20 protein-coding genes are annotated in these 14,470 nt (G+C 35.1%); 11 read left to right on the forward strand and 9 right to left on the reverse strand.

Features of this window, described 5'->3' with window-relative positions; all coding sequences use genetic code 11:
- Window positions 1-72 precede the first annotated feature (72 nt).
- A complete protein-coding gene (locus tag AC57AW_RS15410) occupies window positions 73-309 on the forward strand; it encodes a YtxH domain-containing protein (protein ID WP_047425322.1) in 237 nt (78 codons plus the stop codon).
- A gap of 94 nt (window positions 310-403) precedes the next feature.
- On the opposite strand, the gene AC57AW_RS15415 is transcribed toward AC57AW_RS15410, so the two are convergent.
- The 9 genes from AC57AW_RS15415 to AC57AW_RS15455 all read right to left on the reverse strand — a co-directional run bounded on the left by AC57AW_RS15415 (window position 404) and on the right by AC57AW_RS15455 (window position 7,909).
- Complete coding sequence (locus AC57AW_RS15415; protein WP_496352586.1) at window positions 404-1,195, reverse strand: class I SAM-dependent methyltransferase; 792 nt, start codon at window positions 1,193-1,195, stop codon at window positions 404-406.
- A gap of 58 nt (window positions 1,196-1,253) precedes the next feature.
- Window positions 1,254-1,790, reverse strand: a complete 537-nt coding sequence (locus AC57AW_RS15420) for a PH domain-containing protein (RefSeq protein WP_496352587.1) — start codon at window positions 1,788-1,790, stop codon at window positions 1,254-1,256.
- A 122-nt stretch (window positions 1,791-1,912) separates the two neighbouring features.
- Window positions 1,913-2,995, reverse strand: coding sequence for a leucine-rich repeat domain-containing protein (locus tag AC57AW_RS15425; protein WP_496352588.1), 1,083 nt, complete (start codon window positions 2,993-2,995; stop codon window positions 1,913-1,915).
- Window positions 2,996-3,015: 20 nt separating this feature from the next.
- Window positions 3,016-3,666, reverse strand: a complete 651-nt coding sequence (locus AC57AW_RS15430) for a GNAT family N-acetyltransferase (RefSeq protein WP_496352589.1) — start codon at window positions 3,664-3,666, stop codon at window positions 3,016-3,018.
- A gap of 18 nt (window positions 3,667-3,684) precedes the next feature.
- On the reverse strand, window positions 3,685-4,533 hold the full coding sequence (locus tag AC57AW_RS15435; RefSeq protein ID WP_496352590.1) for a PH domain-containing protein: 849 nt from the start codon (window positions 4,531-4,533) through the stop codon (window positions 3,685-3,687).
- Between the two features lie 10 nt (window positions 4,534-4,543).
- Window positions 4,544-5,407: a PH domain-containing protein gene (locus tag AC57AW_RS15440; protein WP_496352591.1), complete on the reverse strand. Its 864-nt coding sequence runs from the start codon at window positions 5,405-5,407 to the stop codon at window positions 4,544-4,546.
- A 224-nt stretch (window positions 5,408-5,631) separates the two neighbouring features.
- Window positions 5,632-6,984 carry a histidine--tRNA ligase gene (gene hisS / locus AC57AW_RS15445; protein WP_496352592.1) on the reverse strand — a complete coding sequence of 451 codons (1,353 nt, stop codon included), beginning with the start codon at window positions 6,982-6,984 and terminating at the stop codon, window positions 5,632-5,634.
- Window positions 6,985-7,106: 122 nt separating this feature from the next.
- Window positions 7,107-7,562 carry an HRDC domain-containing protein gene (locus tag AC57AW_RS15450; protein ID WP_318845520.1) on the reverse strand — a complete coding sequence of 152 codons (456 nt, stop codon included), beginning with the start codon at window positions 7,560-7,562 and terminating at the stop codon, window positions 7,107-7,109.
- 14 nt (window positions 7,563-7,576) lie between these two features.
- Window positions 7,577-7,909 carry a single-stranded DNA-binding protein gene (locus AC57AW_RS15455; RefSeq protein ID WP_496352593.1) on the reverse strand — a complete coding sequence of 111 codons (333 nt, stop codon included), beginning with the start codon at window positions 7,907-7,909 and terminating at the stop codon, window positions 7,577-7,579.
- 392 nt (window positions 7,910-8,301) lie between these two features.
- Here AC57AW_RS15455 and AC57AW_RS15460 point away from each other — a divergent pair, with 392 nt between their 5' ends.
- From AC57AW_RS15460 to AC57AW_RS15505, 10 genes are all read left to right on the forward strand, one after another.
- Window positions 8,302-9,207 (forward strand): arginase family protein, encoded by a 906-nt coding sequence (locus tag AC57AW_RS15460; protein ID WP_496352594.1) that lies wholly within the window; start codon window positions 8,302-8,304, stop codon window positions 9,205-9,207.
- The gene (locus AC57AW_RS15465) at window positions 9,208-9,810 is read left to right on the forward strand and encodes an HPP family protein (RefSeq protein WP_496352595.1); all 603 of its coding nucleotides are present in this window, start codon (window positions 9,208-9,210) and stop codon (window positions 9,808-9,810) included.
- A 4-nt stretch (window positions 9,811-9,814) separates the two neighbouring features.
- The gene (locus tag AC57AW_RS15470) at window positions 9,815-10,159 is read left to right on the forward strand and encodes a hypothetical protein (protein ID WP_496352596.1); all 345 of its coding nucleotides are present in this window, start codon (window positions 9,815-9,817) and stop codon (window positions 10,157-10,159) included.
- A gap of 24 nt (window positions 10,160-10,183) precedes the next feature.
- The gene (locus tag AC57AW_RS15475; protein WP_496352597.1) at window positions 10,184-11,092 is read left to right on the forward strand and encodes a TIGR01777 family oxidoreductase; all 909 of its coding nucleotides are present in this window, start codon (window positions 10,184-10,186) and stop codon (window positions 11,090-11,092) included.
- 4 nt (window positions 11,093-11,096) lie between these two features.
- On the forward strand, window positions 11,097-11,687 hold the full coding sequence (locus tag AC57AW_RS15480; RefSeq protein WP_496352598.1) for a Crp/Fnr family transcriptional regulator: 591 nt from the start codon (window positions 11,097-11,099) through the stop codon (window positions 11,685-11,687).
- Window positions 11,688-11,739: 52 nt separating this feature from the next.
- Window positions 11,740-12,093: a DUF4406 domain-containing protein gene (locus AC57AW_RS15485; protein WP_318845514.1), complete on the forward strand. Its 354-nt coding sequence runs from the start codon at window positions 11,740-11,742 to the stop codon at window positions 12,091-12,093.
- Window positions 12,086-12,667: a GDP-mannose pyrophosphatase NudK gene (gene nudK, locus AC57AW_RS15490; RefSeq protein WP_496352599.1), complete on the forward strand. Its 582-nt coding sequence runs from the start codon at window positions 12,086-12,088 to the stop codon at window positions 12,665-12,667. The genes AC57AW_RS15485 and nudK overlap by 8 nt, the downstream gene beginning before the upstream one ends.
- Before the next feature lie 97 nt (window positions 12,668-12,764).
- Window positions 12,765-13,139 carry a hypothetical protein gene (locus AC57AW_RS15495; protein ID WP_496352600.1) on the forward strand — a complete coding sequence of 125 codons (375 nt, stop codon included), beginning with the start codon at window positions 12,765-12,767 and terminating at the stop codon, window positions 13,137-13,139.
- A 68-nt stretch (window positions 13,140-13,207) separates the two neighbouring features.
- Window positions 13,208-13,666 (forward strand): DUF2750 domain-containing protein, encoded by a 459-nt coding sequence (locus AC57AW_RS15500; RefSeq protein ID WP_496352601.1) that lies wholly within the window; start codon window positions 13,208-13,210, stop codon window positions 13,664-13,666.
- A gap of 36 nt (window positions 13,667-13,702) precedes the next feature.
- A complete protein-coding gene (locus tag AC57AW_RS15505; protein WP_496352602.1) occupies window positions 13,703-14,383 on the forward strand; it encodes a DUF2306 domain-containing protein in 681 nt (226 codons plus the stop codon).
- Window positions 14,384-14,470 lie beyond the last annotated feature (87 nt).

Consider the following 14,470-nt stretch of genomic DNA (forward strand, 5'->3'; position numbering starts at 1 on the left):
TTTTTTTGGCACGTATTTTACATTATTAGTAATAACAAATTTTAATATTAATACATAAAAAAAATAGAAATCATGGGAAACAAAACAAAAGGTATATTAGCTTTATTAGGTTTAGGTGCATTAGCTTATTGGAAATATAAGAATTCAAGCCCTGAAGATCAACAAGCGGTAAAAGATAAAATCAATACTGCGAAAGATAATCTTAACAAGTGGGGAAATGACCTTAAAACAAAAGCCAATGACGTTGCTTCCCAGGTTCAGAATAAAGTGGACGAAGTAAAGACAAAGGCTGAAGATTCTCTAAGCTAAACAAAAGCAGTTTTTTTAACATTCATATATAGAAAAAGTCATCGTAATCAAGATTACGATGACTTTTTATTTTCGATAAGTTTCAATTGCATTTTTATTTTTTCTGGGCTGCCAAAGCGTAAACCAGCGGGATTTTATTTCCAAACTGTGGAATTCTCCATTTTCCTTTTTCAAATTCATCCACATGACTGAAACATGGATATGGCGACCAGTCAAATTCCCGAATAGTGTTGATACTGATATCCTTTTTAATCAGATTGTCAAGAACTTCTGATAATGAGTGATTCCACATTATATATTCCTGTACGATAGGTGCAGTCTGATCCGCATAGGTTCCTTCATAAGTTTCTACTATCGGCTTTTCATTAAAATAGTTGTAAGTCACTTTTGTAAAGTCATCGTCAAACATCCAAACAACCGGGTGGAATTCTGCCATAATAAATTGCCCTCCAGGTTTTAGAAAATGATTGATAACACCCGCCCATTTTTCAAGATCGGGAAGCCATCCTATGGTACCGTAGCTTGTATAAACGATGTCAAATTTTCTATCCAGAACATCTGGCAAAGTATAGACATCTGAGCAGATAAATTCCGTATCAGTTTTACATTGCTGAGCTAAATCTTTTCCTGCTTCAATAGCCTTATCTGACAAATCTATTCCTGTCACTTTTGCACCCATTCTTGAAAGAGAAATAGAATCCTGCCCAAAATGACATTGTAAGTGCAAAATACTCTTTCCTTGTATATCTCCAAGAAGCTCCAGTTCTATTGAATTGAGTGAGCTTCTCCCATTTAAAAATTCATCTACAAAGTAGAAATCCGATTTCAAATGCGGCTCTACCTTTGCATTCCATGAGTTTTTATTAATTTCTAAGTAATTTTCCATAGTTTTAGTTTAAAATAGTATTAGTTATGCTTTTCATTAAAGCTCCTCTAGATAGGGATCATAATTTATCCATGAGCTTTTTCTTTTGGTCAAGAAATTCTTCTTCACTTACAACTCCGGATTCTTTTAATCTTCCCAATTGTTCGAGCTGGTCTAAAATGCTCGGTTCAGGTGTATTCTGAGTGGGTACTTCGGGACGGGACATAAAATCTCTTACCTTTTCACAAAAAAGCTCAGCATGGTACTTTCCTACTCCGTCTATTTCTACGATATCATCAGTTACCTGAATATCTATAGAAGCCAGCAATACTGCCGTTTCATATTGTATTGAACTTATTTTGCTGTAAGAAAAGTCTTCTACTTTCAATCCGTACATGAATTCCTTATCTACAAAGATCAATCTTCTGTCCGTAGCTACTAAAATGATATGATGATTGTTTGTTTTATTTCTGCCTTCAACGAGATAGACTATTTTTTCGTCCGCTGAAAGAATGTCCGGCAGCTCATGAATTTCTTTTCTGGCAAATATCGTAGGACTGATATCCAGTTTTTTAAGTTCCTCTCTTATTTCGTCAAGTCTTGATTTTTCTTTCATAGTTATAGTTATGGAACTAAATTAGTATTTCTTTTTAAAATCCCTCTACAAAGTAGAAATCTGACCTCAAATACGGTTATATTTTTGGATTCCATGATTTTTTATTTATTCTTGAAAAGTATTTACTGATAAGGCTTTTTCTCCACAACTGAAGTACGAGGCAGTATCTTCTTTATTTTTATCATATTTTCCGGAGAGATATTATTTCCCCAGATTGTTAAGACTTCCAAGTTTTTCAGTTTATCTATTCCTGGTGGAATGTCCTCTAACTGATTATCTTCAAGTTGTAAAGTCACCAAGCTCTCTAATTTATAAATTTCCGATAATGATTGCTGTGAAAGTTTACAATTGGCCAGATTTAAGTATTTTATTTTTTCTAATTTCTGTATTCCTGGAGAAATTAAGGTAATATTATTCCGACTCAGATCTATATTTTCCAAATTAGGTATTTCATATAATTCATTAGGAAAAATTTTAAAACTGTTCGTATTTAATAAAATAGATTTCAGGTTTTTAAGCTTTGAGACAGAAGAAGAAAGATTTTCCAATAAATTATTTGATAAATCAAGCTCCTTCAAATTTTCAAGATTACCTATTTCAGCAGGTAATTTTTTTAACCTATTGGATGGGAGGTTTAACTTCTCAAGTTTATTGAGTTTACCTATTGAAGCTGGTAAAACCAATTCTTTAAACACTTGGTTATCATTAGTAATTGCCCCTCCAAAAAAAAGTCTTTTAGATATTGTTAACTGCTTTAAGTTAATCAAATTTCCAAGGTCACCAGGAAAACTGTCTAATTTATAGCTTTGAAAATCTAAAAATTCTAATTTTTTTATTTTTAGAATTTCGGGTTGAATCTCTGTAAACTTATTAGAATTAATATATAGATACTTTAAGTTTCCGAGGTTTCCAAATTCTTTAGGTAATCTGACTGCATCTCCGCCTTTTAATGAAAATGACTCTAATTCTTTCAGGTTTCCTATTTTCCCAGGGATTATTGTAAAATTAGGTCCACAGTTTATATCAAGTACTTTAACATTCCATGCAAAAATTTTATCCGGAATTTCATTGATATCATATAGCTTTATATTATCTGAAGGTTTCAACTCTTCTACCTGCTGAGCGGGTGACGCGGGTGGTGGCATCATCTGAGCATTGCCATTGAGAAATGCTATGGTAAAAAGAAGTATATATTTTTTTTTCATAAATCAAATTTTTAAATATTTTATTTTTCTTCCCCAGGAATGACAATTGAGGAATGCAAAGCGTATATTTCCCAGCCTAAATTTTCATACAACAGCTTTCCTTCTTCTGTTGCTACTAAAAGATTATTTGAAAATCCTTTAGATAAGGCTATCTTCTCAAGTTCTTTCAATAAAAAAGAAGCAAGCCCCTTCCTTTGATGATTTTTTTCGGTAATAATCCTGTCATATATTGCCACACCATTGATAAGAGAGACACGGCCTATAGAAGCCTGCTCACCATTCTCTGCTACAATCCTGACAACAAAAGTGGTATTATACTCAGAAAACTCTAAGTGATATCCTTCTGCAAGGCTGATTTCCGGGAAATTCATCGGGTGAAAACAGGTCATCAAATATCCCTGTGGCTGCAGTTTCCATTTTTCAGGAATTTTTTCCATAAATTCATCAGGAGAAGTAGATACTTTGAGATAAACCCAGGGTTCATCAATTGAATCTGCAAGTTCGAAAAAATCATCATTAAGTTGATGAAATACAAAACGTTCTTTTTGTTTTTCATCACCTACCATCACATGGAATCCGGATTTATACTGAACAGGAAAAGAGACTTCTCTTGATAAACACCATCCTTTAAGCCAGTTTTCTACGATTTCTGCTGATACTTTGTCTTTCATGATTTGGTATTAAAAGTTTTATTTCAACTGCTCCAGCAGCTTCTTTTTCTGTTCTGCAAATTCTGCATCAGTTAAGATTCCATTTTCTCTCAGTTTTCCTAATTTCTCAAGCTGATTAAAAATTTCTTCTGATGATACTGAAACACTTTTGCCCAAAGTATCAATCTGTTTCGGAGATTGTTCCTTAGGATTATTATAAATGGTTTTTATGGTGTCATAGAACTTCTCAGCGTCTTCCTTATCCATATAACATTCAAACTCAACTACCCTTTCGTCCAAATACAGTTTAATGATTGGAGATCTTGGATCTGTAACAAAGCTTACCGACTTTATAATTTCATTACGGTAATCATTAATCTTTGCTGCCCCAAACATACCTTTTGATACAGAAATCATCCTTTTGGGGGTTGCCACCAATACTCCGGCATCCAATGTATTGACAAACTGCGCATCTGTAATGGCAATGATTTGTTCCTCCTCGGAAATCAAATAAGGAAGTTCTTTGATTTCTCCTTTGGTAAACATAGAAAGGTTGGCATTCAGCTTTTCCAGTTCAAATTTTATTTTGCGCTGTCTCCTTTTGTAAACTTCTTTTGAAATTTGGTTTGAATCAGAATCTATCGTTACAGGAAGACTTTGACTTGCCAATGCTACTGGCAGAACCTGTTCCTTTTTCTCTGTTTTCAGCATTTCATTAATATCATCAATACTGAATTTATTGAGATTGTATAGCAATTCTTCATTGATATTGCTCGTTTCATTCAAACATTTATTGCATAAAACATTTCCATCTGAAAGCTTATTAGCTCCCAAAAGCGTATCCATAGAGGTCAATTCTGTTTTACACAATGCACAGTTATTACTCATTTTTTCTTTTTTATAATTTATCAAGTAATTTTTTCTTTTGTTCGGCAAATTCAGCCTCTGTCAGCACTCCAATCTCTCTTAGTTTACCCAGTTTTTCCAACTGCTCAAAAATAGCTCCGGAATCTCCTTTATCTGTAGAGTAAACATTTTCCTGAACCAAATCCGGAATTGTCTGGGAAAATGCATGCAATGGACTTGAATGCCTTTTCAATTCGTTTTCAGAATAGTTTGTAACTTTATTTTTGACATTGGAAAATGCTCTTCCATCGTTTTTATTATGCAGCTTAAATTGTGCATCACCTCTATAAGTATTGATTTTCAGAATTGAATATAAGAGATTTTCAATATGATCAATGGAAGAAATATCCTGAAGGAAAAATTCATTTTTTACTACTCCGCCCAGAAACTTTTTATCAATAAAAGCGACTCTTTTCTGTGTCGAAAATATAATTCCTTCCCTGTTACTCTGAAGATCAATTCCTTCTGCAATAGCCAGCAATTTTTCATCTCCGTCCAGAACATTCGCCAATTCATTCACTTCTTCATTAGCAAGAACGCTCAGTCTTGCATTAAGAGCAACAATCTGATCTTTTATTTCATCCAGTCTGGTAGGGGCATCATATTCGTAATGGTTGTTTCCGGTATATTGAGAGCCTCCGGGATTCTGGTCTGCATCAATTTTACTTTTCAAAATCATTCCTGTAATTTCTGCAAAATAAAACTGATCAAGATTATGGATAAGGTCTCTGTTGATAGTAACGGCTTTGGTAAAGCATCCGGCACACAAATAACCACCGTCAGCAAGTTTGTTTTTACCTACAGACATATCTGTTGCCGTTAGCGGTGTTCCGCACAATGCGCAAATAATGTTCATCTGGTTTTTATGTTTAAAAGTTTTTAATCAATTCAGAGCATAATTTTCGCTCTGATTATATACATCGATCCAAATTACAAATTCTGAACCGATTGTAAAGGTCAAAAATATTTAAATCTTAACACCCATCAAAGAAAAACAACCACAAAAAAGCTTTTGTGGTTGTTTTTCTTTGATATATTCCAAAACCAAATGATAAAATCGATTTGGTAGTTTTGTCAATATTATGATCCTAAGAATTCTTCTAAAGAAACTGTTTTCTTTTCTCCAGCTTCAAGATCCTTATAGGTAACTGTATTATTTTTAATTTCTTCTTCACCCAGGAAAACAAGATTCTTTATCCCTTTCTTTTCTGCGTAAGTAAACTGCTTATTGATTTTTGCATTTTCAGGATACAATTCAGCAGAAATTCCTTTTGCTCTTAGCTGCATGATCAGTTTTAAAGCTTCTATTGTTTCTTCTCCTCCAGAATTAGCAAACAAATATTCAATCTTAGATGATGCTTCTTCAGGGAAAAGATTCAGTTCTTCCATAACCAGATAAATTCTGTCTAATCCGAATGAAATTCCTATTCCCGGAATATTTTTAACTCCAAAAACTTCTGTAAGGTTATCATATCTACCTCCACCACCGATGGATCCCATAGCAACCTCATCTGCTTTCACTTCAAAGATAGCACCTGTATAATAATCTATTCCTCTTGCAAGGGTAATATTGAATACAAGATTTTGCATATCAACTCCAAGGCTCAGAGACTGTGTAAGAACATATTCAAGTTCTTCTACACCTTTCAGACCGATTTCATTTCCTGCAAATTTTTCCTTTAGTTGAAGAAGGTTTTCCAATGCATCGTCAGACTGGCTGAACAGGAAATCCAGCTTATCAATAGATTCCTGAGAAATTTCTCTTTCCAGTAATTCTTTTACAACGCCTTCTTTACCGACTTTATCCAGCTTATCTAATGCAACAGTAAAGTCAATCAGCTTATCTGTGATTCCTGCATATTCTGCCAATCCGGAAAGGATTTTCCTGTTGTTCATATGAATCGTAACAGGAACTTTCAGGTCTGCAAAAGATTTTAAATACAACTGAACCAGCTCTACTTCCTGCAATAAGCTTTCACTTCCTACCACATCTGCATCACACTGATAAAATTCTCTGTATCTTCCTTTCTGAGGTCTGTCGGCTCTCCAAACCGGTTGGATCTGAAAACGTTTGAATGGAAATGTCAACTTTCCATGATTCATCGCCACAAATCTTGCAAAAGGTACAGTAAGATCATAACGAAGAGCTTTTTCTGAAATTTGAGAAACAAGCTTTTGATGGTTTTTATTATCCCAGTCTTCCTGATTGGTTTCAGAAGTATAATCTCCTGAATTTAAAATCTTAAAGATCAAACGATCTCCTTCTTCTCCGTATTTCCCTGTCAGTGTAGAAAGATTTTCAAAACTTGGAGTTTCCAATGGCTGAAACCCGAATAATTCAAAATTATTCTGTAAAATATTGATGATATATTTTCTTCTGGAAACTTCCTGTGCCGTAAAATCTCTCGTCCCTTTTGCTAAACTTGGCTTCATTTTTTGTATGTCATTTTGATAAATGCAAAAGTACGGAATTGCACGGACTTTACACAGCATAAAAGCTGAAGAAACAATATTCACCAGCTTTTTGCTGTTGTGTAATCAATTATTCTGAAAAATCAGACACTTTCAAGAATTTCAAGAATCTCTTCACCATAGTTTTCAATCTTATGCTTTCCAAACCCTTTGATCTCTAGCAATTCTTCTTTTTTGGCAGGTTTATACTTAGCTACAGATATCAGCTCTTTATTGCTGGCGATGAAATAAGTGGGAAGATTCTGTTCCCTTGCTTTTTCTGATCGCCAGAGTTTCAGAGCATCCAATATCTTTTCTTCATCTGTATTCAAGAAATCATTCTCTGCAGAATATTTAACTGCTTTGGGTTCTTTAACTGTATTTTTTGTCAGTTTCAGATCTTCAAAATACAATATTACAGACCAATATCGTTCTTCACTTACAAAAGCTGTTTCTACTTTCATAATCTCATTGGCTTCCAGGAAATCATCCAGCATTTTCTGATCTTTGTACAGAAATTCTTCCGGAAGCCTGATTTTAAAAACTTTTACTTTCATCATTTGTGTTTTTAGAATTATTTTCCTCCTAATAATAGGATCTCATCCACACGAATTTCTGAGATATAGCGCTTCACTCCGTCTTTATCATCGTATGATCTATAGATAAGCTTTCCTTCTATGGCAATTTCTTTTCCCTTGGAAACATACTTCTCAAAAATTTCTGCTGTTTTCCCAAAAGCAATAAGATTGTGCCATTGCGTTTCTTCTACTTTTTCTCCTTTGGCATTGGTGTAATGATCGCTTGTTGCTAAGGATACGCTTGCTTTTACATTTCCGTTATCGAAGTTTACCATTTCAACTTCTTTTCCTGTGTAACCAATTAATGTTACTTTGTTTCTTAGTGACATAACTTTTAGATTTTAAAGATTAATAATTTAGATAAGAGACGTTCACTGTTTTTCTCAAATCTCTGTTGCAAAGATTGCGATGTTATCCATCCTCAGTCGGTTAGAAACTATTTAAATCCGTTTGTAGTCGTTTAAAAATGGATAATAAAATAAATAGAATTCTGGATAAAGCAATATTCACTAAGCTTAAAAAACAATAATCATCACTTTTAAAGTAAAAATTAAACGATAGAAAACTGTATCCTAAAATATTTTTCTTCTTCAAAAAAATATTGAAGATAGATGTATTGCCAAGGTTTTTTTTGAAGTAGTATGACTTTTAGTATTATTATATCATTCAAATCCTATCCATTTACAAACGGATAATTCCGTATCTTTGTGAAAATTCATCTATGAAAAGGAATATCAATATTTTTGAGTTTCCTCTCAATTTGGGACTTACAAAAAAGGAACATGAGACAGAACCCGGGGTTCGAAAACTTCCGGACTGGCTCAGGAAATTTGATTTTCATCGTAGAATTGCTCCTGCCAACGTTTTCAGACTTGATGCTCCGGAATATTCCATGGATCTTGATGAGGAGTCAAATGTCAGAAATGCAGATCTCATTATTGAATATGCCCAAAAGCAGGCTGACTATATTCTAAAGAATTACGAAAAGAATACATTTAATATTATCCTGGGTGGTGATTGCAGCATTCTGATTGGAAATGCTGTTGCTTTGAAAAAACTGGGAAGCTTTGGACTCTTTTATCTTGACGGCCACACAGATTTTATTCCACCGGAACTTTCGGAAACCGGAGGTGCTGCAGGAATGGATCTCGCCATCATTACCGGAACCGGACATGAGAAACTGACCAATATTGATGGTTTAAAGCCTTATTTAGCTGAAGAAAATATCTTCTGCTGCGGAAATGCAGAAACAGATGATGAAGAATATGTTAACCAAATCATCAATTCCAATATTCATTATTATGATCTTTACCGCCTCAGAGAGAATAGTTTCAGAAAAACGGCAGAAGACTTCTTGAAAATGATGAATGATAAAGGCTTGGATGGCTTTTTCATTCATTTTGATGTAGATATTCTGAAAGATGAGCTCATGCCGGCTGTAGACAGCAGAATGGAAGACGGAATCAGCTATGATAATCTCAGAGAAATGCTGGAACCTTTATTTGAAAGTCCGTTGTGTTTTGGGATAGAGATTACTATTTTAGATCCTGATTATGATGAAAACGGAACGTATACACAGCCATTTGTAGAAAATTTAATTCAAATTATAAAAAATAAAGAAGACTAAATGAAGAACAGTATAAAAAGAACATTCAGAGTTTCCAAATATGTGATCTATAAAGAAACGCTTGTTGATTACAAAGAGCATATCTGGTCATTTTTGGGTGCTTTTTTCGGAATTGGGATCATAGCATTTATCCAGTCTCATTCGTTAATGGAAACTGAGAACATATTTCTGATCGGTTCTTTTGGGGCTTCAAGTGTTCTTATTTATGGGGCTATACAAAGTCCGCTGGCACAACCCAGAAATCTTGTAGGCGGACATGTACTGTCGGCATTGGTAGGCGTTACGGTCTATCAGTTTGTTCCGGATACCATCTGGCTTTCGGCTCCTTTGGCAGTAGCTTTTTCTATTGTCTTGATGCAGTATACCAAAACTCTGCATCCGCCAGGTGGTGCTACAGCCCTGATTGCTGTAAGTTCTACGGGTAAAATTCCGGAATTGGGATATTGGTATGTCATCTCCCCTGTTCTTTCCGGGTGTATCATTCTGCTGCTGGTAGCTTTGTTCTTTAATAATATTACTCCTAACAGAAGTTATCCTACCCACAGCAGATTCATGAGGCTGTTACGAAAAAGACATACACATCCCCACAAAATAAAAAAATAAGAAGATGAATTGTCTGGAATGTGGCGAAAAAATCATCGGGAGGTCTGATAAGAAGTTTTGCAACGATGCCTGCCGAAACGCCTATAATAATAAGCAAAATAAGGATTCTAGTAACCTGATGCGAAATGTGAACAACAAACTCCGCAAGAATTACCGTATCCTGATGGAAATCAATACTGATGGCAAAACAAAAGTGCCCAGATCCAGACTGGATGGCTTAGGTTTTGATTTTGATTATTTTACCAATCTGAAAGTTTATAAAAATGGTTCTGAATACAAGTTTATTTACGACTACGGCTATAAACTTCTGGAAGATGATTTTGTACTGATTGTAAAGAATCAGGCATAACCCGCACACCTTAAATAAAATATTATGAAAGAAGTTGTTCTGATCACCGGAGCCAGTGGCATGATCGCCAAAGAACTGGCCAAAAAGATAGGCAGGGAATACGAAATCAGGTTTCTGACCCGAAAAAAAGAACATGATCATGAGTATGAATGGGATATCAGAAAAGGAAGTATAGATGAAGCTGCTCTGGAGAATGTCTCTCACATCATTCATCTTGCCGGTGCCAACATTTCAGAAAAGCGCTGGACACCGGAAAGAAAAAGAGAGTTGATCTCGAGCCGTGTTGATTCAGCGGAATTACTTCGTACTGCTTTAAAAAAACATAAAATAAAACTTAAATCTTTAATTTCGGCTTCAGGAATTAATTTTTACGGTACTGAAACTTCAGAAAAAATCTATACTGAAAATGATCCTCCAGGCAATGACTTTTTAAGTGAAGTTGTCGTTTTATGGGAAAGAGCTGCAGACGATTTCAAAGAACAGGATCTGGCAGAAAGAGTAGTTAAAATACGAACTGCTGTTGTGCTTTCCGAAAAAGATGGGGCTTTAAAGAAAATGGTACCTCCTATTCAATATTATATAGGATCACCTTTAGGAAGCGGCCAGCAATATATGCCATGGATTCATGTTGAAGATATCTGTTCTGTTTATGAACTTGCTTTAAAAAATTCCACAATGGATGGAGCTTATAATGCTGTTTCTCCACAACATGCGACTAATAAAGATCTCACAAAAAAAATTGCCAAAGTACTTGGAAAACCTTTATTCATGCCCAATGTTCCCGGATTTGTTTTAAAACTGATATTCGGAGAACTGGCTACAGCTATACTAGAAGGTTCCAAAGCTTCTTCACAAAAACTTCAGGATGCAGGGTTTCATTTTAAGTTTCCGGAACTTAATGAGGCTTTAGTAGATCTATTAAAGAAGCAATAAGAGAATGGGGGAAGAACTTTTAATCCTAAAAAACATTTCCAGGCATATTTCACTTACCAGTCAGGAGAAATCTTATTTTCTCTCCTTAATAAAAGAAAAAAAGGTAGCTAAGAAAGAACTGATTTTACAGCAGCAGCAAGCCTGTAAAGAGATCAATTTTGTTCAGACTGGGATTTTGAGAGCTTTTCATATGGATACCACAGGAAAAGAATCTACCATTATGTTTGCTGTTTCTGATTGGTGGATCACTGATATGTACTGCTTTATCAATCAAAAACCTGCTATGCTGAATATTGAAGCGTTGGAAGAAAGCAGTATTTTGCAACTTCAGAAAGATCATCTTGATGAACTTTATCTCCAAGTTCCGAAATTTGAACGGTTTTTCCGGATCATGATGCAGAACGCTTACATCAGAGAACAGCTCCGAACGATTGAAAATCTTTCTTTACCTGCAGAAGAACGTTATTATAACTTTCTACAGAAATACCCTGAAGCGGTAAAACGTATTAAGCAAAAGCAAATTGCTTCTTATTTAGGCATTACCCCAGAGTTTTTAAGTCTTATAAAATCCAAACAAAAAAACAGTTTCTCTTAAGCTATATTATTTTTTTTATCCTGAAAGTTCTGTTATTTTACCAAAAAAAATCATGTTTATACTTATTGCAGGCCCTTACCGCAGCGGAACGAATGATGATCCGCAGCTTATTCAGCAGAATCTTCACAATCTTGAAGCCGTTGCTCTTCCCATCTTTAGAAAGGGGCACATTCCTATTATCGGAGAATGGGTTGCTTTGCCATTGATCAACCTTGCCGGTTCTACCCAAATAGGTGATGAAGCATGGCAGGAAATACAGTATCCTGTAGCTCATGCCCTTCTGGAAAAATGTGATGCAGTGCTGCGTATAGAAGGAGCATCAAAAGGAGCTGATGAGGATGTAAGAATAGCCAGAGAAAGAGGCCTGACCATTTATTATACCATAGAAGATATTCCCAATGCATAATCCTGATATAAACATCCTTCAGACAGAAATCCTTTCAGACAACTGGTATACTTTAAACAAAGTCACCTATTCTGTTACAAAAAAGGACGGAATCACAGAAACCCAAAGCAGAGAAGCTTACGATCGTGGAAACGGAGCGGTTATTCTCCTTTACAACAAACTTTCAAACACGGTTATTCTTACCAGACAATTCCGGTTACCAACTTATATCAACGGAAATGATACGGGAATGCTTATTGAAGCCTGTGCAGGGCTTTTGGATAATGATAATCCGGAAGACTGTATAAAACGGGAAACGGAAGAAGAAACCGGGTATAAAATTTCCAAAGTTGAAAAGATATTTGAAGCTTATATGTCGCCGGGATCGGTTACGGAAATCCTTTATTTCTTTATCGCAGAATATTCCAACGAAATGAAAATTAATGACGGCGGAGGATTGGAAGAGGAAGGTGAAAATATAGAAGTACTTGAATTATCTTTTGAGGAAGCTCTGAAAATGATTGATAGAGGAGAAATCAAAGATGCTAAGACCATTATGCTTTTGCAGCATATACGAATCAAAGGAATCATGTAAAATCAGAATATCATTGATAATTGATCGATAATGGGTAAATTGCTCTATATTAAATAAAAATATTAACTTTTCACTCTTATTGAAAAACTACTAGCAGATGATTGAACATGTGAAGCTTGCCATTAATCCTAAATTTCAGGATTGGGTTCTTTTTGAAAATGGTACTTATATTATTTTTGACGACATCAGTACGGTCGAAGACATAAAAGAGGAAGCAATAAAACTCATGAAAGAATTCGGTCCGGTACATGCCGGAGGCCCAGCAGGGGATTTTAATATTATACATTTAAATCTAACAGAAGGCTGGCTGGTTTCCGGACATGGGTATGGTATGTATACGTATGTACACCCATCGGAACTGGATAGTGAATCTCCAAACGATCTTGAAATAGGACTATATGGAAGATCCAAAAGAGACTCAGATGGTCAGAATCCCGAAATAATACATATCAACAGTGGTGAAACTTCATAAGACAGGTACTTACTACTCACAGACGCAACCAATTCATCATTCATACCTAATAATTTATCATAAATAAAATGCTTCAAGACCATATTACGGTTCAGAACCGCCATAAAGAATTTATTAAAAAAATCACCGAGACAGAAATCGTGTATGCTTTACAGGATGATAAGGGATATGCTACCTCCTACTCCAGCGAAGCAGAATACGAAGATGGTGAACCGGTACAAATCATTTGTTTCTGGTCTGATGCTGCAAGAGCAAAATCATGTATAGAAAATGAATGGAATCATTATGATCCCTCTCCCGTTTCCCTTACCGAATTTGTAGAAAACTGGTGCCTGGGAATGAATAGTGATGGATTATTGGTGGGAACAAATTTCGACAGCCATATGTTTGGCTATGAAGCAGAGCCTTTAGAGTTGATACTTGATATTATAGAAGAGCTTAGAAATTCCGGAAAATCTCTGGAATTGAGAAAGTTTGAAAGCCTTGATGATATGGAAAAACAGATCAGGGAAGTTTTGGAAGATTAAAATCCAATCCTTGAGAGTTTATCTTTTAACCCATGGATGATGAAGTTGTTGGGAATAAAAATCATTAAAGTAACAGCTGTATTTTCAGTTATGATTTTCAGTATTCTAATGCTGAAAACAATTTCCCAATATACTTCTTTTGATAAAAACATCGGATTTCTGGCTTTTAAGCAGCAAGTAGTCGATAATCCGTACTGGATGGCTTTTTTTTACATTCATATTTTTTCTATAACGCTTTGTCTTCTGGCGGGTCTTACGCAGTTTTCCAATCGGTTTTTAGCTGAAAACAGAGATCTTCACAAGATCATTGGGAAAATATATGTTTACAATATTCTTATCATCAATGTTCCGGCATGTTTTGTACTGGGATTGTTTTCAAATGGAGGTCTGATCGGAATTACAGGATTTCTGATTCAGGATGTGCTCTGGGCTTACCTCACCGTTGCTGCCGTACTTTCTATTAAAAAAGGAAATGTTACCAAGCATAGAAAATATATGATTTTAAGCTATGCGGTGACTACAACAGCTATTACTTTCAGAATCGTTAAACATCTGCTGTATAATGAAGCGCAGCATGATTATGAACTTTTTTATGGACTGAATGTCTGGGCTGCCCTTGTGATCAACCTTTGCATTGCTTATACAATTATCAGAAAAAATACCGGATTATCTGGAAAAATCAACGGTGGAAAAGAAAATACAAAGACTGAGAAATGATACCAGAAAAAATGATGCGATAAATATTAAAGTATTAAAAATCAGTTCATACTTGTTATTTTTAGTCCATTTGCTGAAAAAACGCAT

This window comes from Chryseobacterium sp. BGA-UO-ETr-SB22, from assembly GCF_059567885.1.

What these genes read in the sequence shown, in the direction of transcription:
- AC57AW_RS15495 (WP_496352600.1), top strand. Translation starts at nt 12,765, where the DNA reads ATGATTGAACATGTGAAGCTTGCCATTAATCCTAAATTTCAGGATTGG.
- AC57AW_RS15485 (WP_318845514.1), top strand. Translation starts at nt 11,740, where the DNA reads ATGTTTATACTTATTGCAGGCCCTTACCGCAGCGGAACGAATGATGAT.
- AC57AW_RS15460 (WP_496352594.1), top strand. Translation starts at nt 8,302, where the DNA reads ATGAAAAGGAATATCAATATTTTTGAGTTTCCTCTCAATTTGGGACTT.
- AC57AW_RS15470 (WP_496352596.1), top strand. Translation starts at nt 9,815, where the DNA reads ATGAATTGTCTGGAATGTGGCGAAAAAATCATCGGGAGGTCTGATAAG.
- AC57AW_RS15500 (WP_496352601.1), top strand. Translation starts at nt 13,208, where the DNA reads ATGCTTCAAGACCATATTACGGTTCAGAACCGCCATAAAGAATTTATT.
- AC57AW_RS15450 (WP_318845520.1), bottom strand. Translation starts at nt 7,562, where the DNA reads ATGATGAAAGTAAAAGTTTTTAAAATCAGGCTTCCGGAAGAATTTCTG.
- hisS (WP_496352592.1), bottom strand. Translation starts at nt 6,984, where the DNA reads ATGAAGCCAAGTTTAGCAAAAGGGACGAGAGATTTTACGGCACAGGAA.
- AC57AW_RS15475 (WP_496352597.1), top strand. Translation starts at nt 10,184, where the DNA reads ATGAAAGAAGTTGTTCTGATCACCGGAGCCAGTGGCATGATCGCCAAA.
- nudK (WP_496352599.1), top strand. Translation starts at nt 12,086, where the DNA reads ATGCATAATCCTGATATAAACATCCTTCAGACAGAAATCCTTTCAGAC.
- AC57AW_RS15455 (WP_496352593.1), bottom strand. Translation starts at nt 7,909, where the DNA reads ATGTCACTAAGAAACAAAGTAACATTAATTGGTTACACAGGAAAAGAA.
- AC57AW_RS15430 (WP_496352589.1), bottom strand. Translation starts at nt 3,666, where the DNA reads ATGAAAGACAAAGTATCAGCAGAAATCGTAGAAAACTGGCTTAAAGGA.
- AC57AW_RS15415 (WP_496352586.1), bottom strand. Translation starts at nt 1,195, where the DNA reads ATGGAAAATTACTTAGAAATTAATAAAAACTCATGGAATGCAAAGGTA.
- AC57AW_RS15410 (WP_047425322.1), top strand. Translation starts at nt 73, where the DNA reads ATGGGAAACAAAACAAAAGGTATATTAGCTTTATTAGGTTTAGGTGCA.
- AC57AW_RS15435 (WP_496352590.1), bottom strand. Translation starts at nt 4,533, where the DNA reads ATGAGTAATAACTGTGCATTGTGTAAAACAGAATTGACCTCTATGGAT.
- AC57AW_RS15480 (WP_496352598.1), top strand. Translation starts at nt 11,097, where the DNA reads ATGGGGGAAGAACTTTTAATCCTAAAAAACATTTCCAGGCATATTTCA.
- AC57AW_RS15440 (WP_496352591.1), bottom strand. Translation starts at nt 5,407, where the DNA reads ATGAACATTATTTGCGCATTGTGCGGAACACCGCTAACGGCAACAGAT.
- AC57AW_RS15420 (WP_496352587.1), bottom strand. Translation starts at nt 1,790, where the DNA reads ATGAAAGAAAAATCAAGACTTGACGAAATAAGAGAGGAACTTAAAAAA.
- AC57AW_RS15425 (WP_496352588.1), bottom strand. Translation starts at nt 2,995, where the DNA reads ATGAAAAAAAAATATATACTTCTTTTTACCATAGCATTTCTCAATGGC.
- AC57AW_RS15505 (WP_496352602.1), top strand. Translation starts at nt 13,703, where the DNA reads ATGATGAAGTTGTTGGGAATAAAAATCATTAAAGTAACAGCTGTATTT.
- AC57AW_RS15465 (WP_496352595.1), top strand. Translation starts at nt 9,208, where the DNA reads ATGAAGAACAGTATAAAAAGAACATTCAGAGTTTCCAAATATGTGATC.